Consider the following 2,210-nt stretch of genomic DNA (forward strand, 5'->3'; position numbering starts at 1 on the left):
GCGCCTGCGGCGCGCGAACGGCGAGCAGCAGGCGGCTCTCGGCGTCGGCCGAGGCGAGCGGCCGCGCCACCACGCCGGCCATGCCGACGCGGGCGTAGCACTGCGGCAGCACCGAGACGCCGATGCCCGCCGCGACGAGCCCCAGCACGGTGCTGAGCTCGCGGCTCTCCTGGACGATTCGCGGCATGAAGCCGCCGGCCGCACACAGCCGCATGGTCTGCTCGTGCACGCCGCAGCCGATCGGCCGCGACACCGAGACGAAGTCCTCGCCGGCGAGCGCCGCCATGGCGATCGGGCCGGGCCCGGCGGCGAGCGGATGGGTCTCCGGCAGGAAGGCCGACAGGCTGTCGCGCCACACCTGGTGCGCCTCGATCCCCGGGCGCGACTGGAATCCGTTGGCCGGCCGCAGGATGCCGGCGTCGAGCCGGTCGTCGTCGAGGGCCTCGAACTGCTCGCGGGTCGACAGGTGAAGGAGCTCGATCTGGACGCGCGGATTGGCGGCGCGGAACCGCCGCATGATGCGGGCGAAGATGCTCGACAGCGGCACCGAGCTGGTGAAGCCGAGCCGCAGCACCCCGGCCTTGCCCTCGGCCGACTGGCGGACCAGCGCGGCCGCCTCGTCCATCTGGCGCACCGCCCGGCGGGCGCTGTCGAGAAACAGCCGGCCGGCCTCGGTGAGCTCGACCCGGCGGCGCGTGCGGACCAGGAGGGCGGTCCCGAGCTCGCGCTCCAGCGCCTTGATCTGCATGCTGAGCGGCGGCTGGCTGACATTGAGCAGGCGGGCGGCGCGGCTGAAGCTGAGCTGCTCGGCCACGGCGATGAAGTAGCGCATCTGGCGATCGTTCATCGATCCATATCCGATCCCTATAACTGGCACGCCGAGAACGTATTAGACCGTATCAGTATCGGACCGCTAGCCTGCGGACAACGATCGCGGTCTCGTCGACTCGCGGCTGCGTTGCGCCGCTCTGGCCGCCACCGGCGCCGCCGTCGACGACACGCGTCCCCCCTCCCCCTCTCGCGTCGGGGTCCTCCCGATCGCGTGTCCGTCTCACCGGCAGGACAAAGGTCGCGCCCCATGACGACAGGATCGAACGTTTCGCTGCGTGGACTGGTGAGCGCCCTGGCGACCGCCTCGCTGCTGGTCGCGGCGCCGGGCGTCGCCTCGGCCCAGAGCGCCGCGGCGCAGAGCTGGCCCACCCGTAACGTCCGCGTGCTGGTGCCGTTCGCAGCCGGCGGCCCGGCCGACCTGGTGGCCCGCGAGGTGGCGATGCGGATGAGCGAGGATCTCGGCCGCAGCTTCATCATCGAGAACCAGGGCGGCGCCGGCGGCAAGCTCGCCGTCATCAACGTGGCGCGTTCGGAGCCGGACGGCTACACGCTGCTGTTCCCCGCCTCCGGCAACGTGGTGAGCCATCCGCTGGCCGAGCACGACATGAGCACCGTCGAGCAGCTCGTGCCGATCGGCCTCGTCTCCAACAGCGCCCATGTGCTGGTGATCAACCCGGCGCTGCCGATCAAGACCATGGCGGACCTCGTCGCCTACGCCAAGGCCAATCCGGGCAAGCTGCATTTCGGCTCGGCCGGCACCGCGGCGGTCGCCCATCTCGGCATGGAGATGCTGAAGACGACGGCCAAGATCGACATCGTGCACGTGCCCTATCGTGGCACCTCGCAAGCCGTCGTCGACGTGATGTCGGGCCAGATCCAGGCGACGTTCTCGTCGATGCCCTCACTCAAGGGGATGATCGACCAGGGCACGCTGCGGGCGCTCGGCATGACGGCGAAGAGCCGGGCCGATTCGGGCCTGCCGCTGATCTCCGACACGGTCCCGGAGTTCGGCTACACCACGTGGTACGGCCTGTTCGCCCCCAAGGGCACGCCACCCGCGATCATCGAGAAGATCAGCGCTTCGCTCAAGAAGGCCGTCGCCGACAAGGCCCTGCAGGAGAAGCTCGCGGTCCAGGGCATGGACCTCGACTGGAGCTCGCCGGCCGAGCTCGACGCCCTGATGAAGAAGGACATCGAGAAGTGGTCCAAGGTGATCGAGGCCGCCAACATCCGCCTGAAGTGAGCGACCGCCGCCCGCCTGCCCCCGAGCCGCGTGAAGAAGAAGCCCCTGCGATGATCATCGACTGCCACGGCCACTACACCACGGCCCCGGCGAGCCACGAGGCGTGGCGGGCCGAGCAGCTCGCCGCGGCCGCGGC

Annotated in this window: 2 protein-coding genes; one reads left to right on the forward strand and one right to left on the reverse strand. The window is 70.6% G+C overall.

The window, feature by feature from the left end:
• Positions 1–847 (reverse strand): LysR substrate-binding domain-containing protein (locus CH341_RS26990; protein ID WP_111422052.1); only part of this gene is annotated, 847 nt, incomplete at its 3' end.
• A 231-nt stretch (positions 848–1,078) separates the two neighbouring features.
• Here CH341_RS26990 and CH341_RS26995 point away from each other — a divergent pair.
• Positions 1,079–2,074 carry a Bug family tripartite tricarboxylate transporter substrate binding protein gene (locus CH341_RS26995; protein WP_111422053.1) on the forward strand — a complete coding sequence of 332 codons (996 nt, stop codon included), beginning with the start codon at positions 1,079–1,081 and terminating at the stop codon, positions 2,072–2,074.
• Positions 2,075–2,210: the final 136 nt, after the last annotated feature.

The sequence above is a fragment of the Rhodoplanes roseus genome (assembly GCF_003258865.1).
Classification (GTDB): domain Bacteria; phylum Pseudomonadota; class Alphaproteobacteria; order Rhizobiales; family Xanthobacteraceae; genus Rhodoplanes; species Rhodoplanes roseus.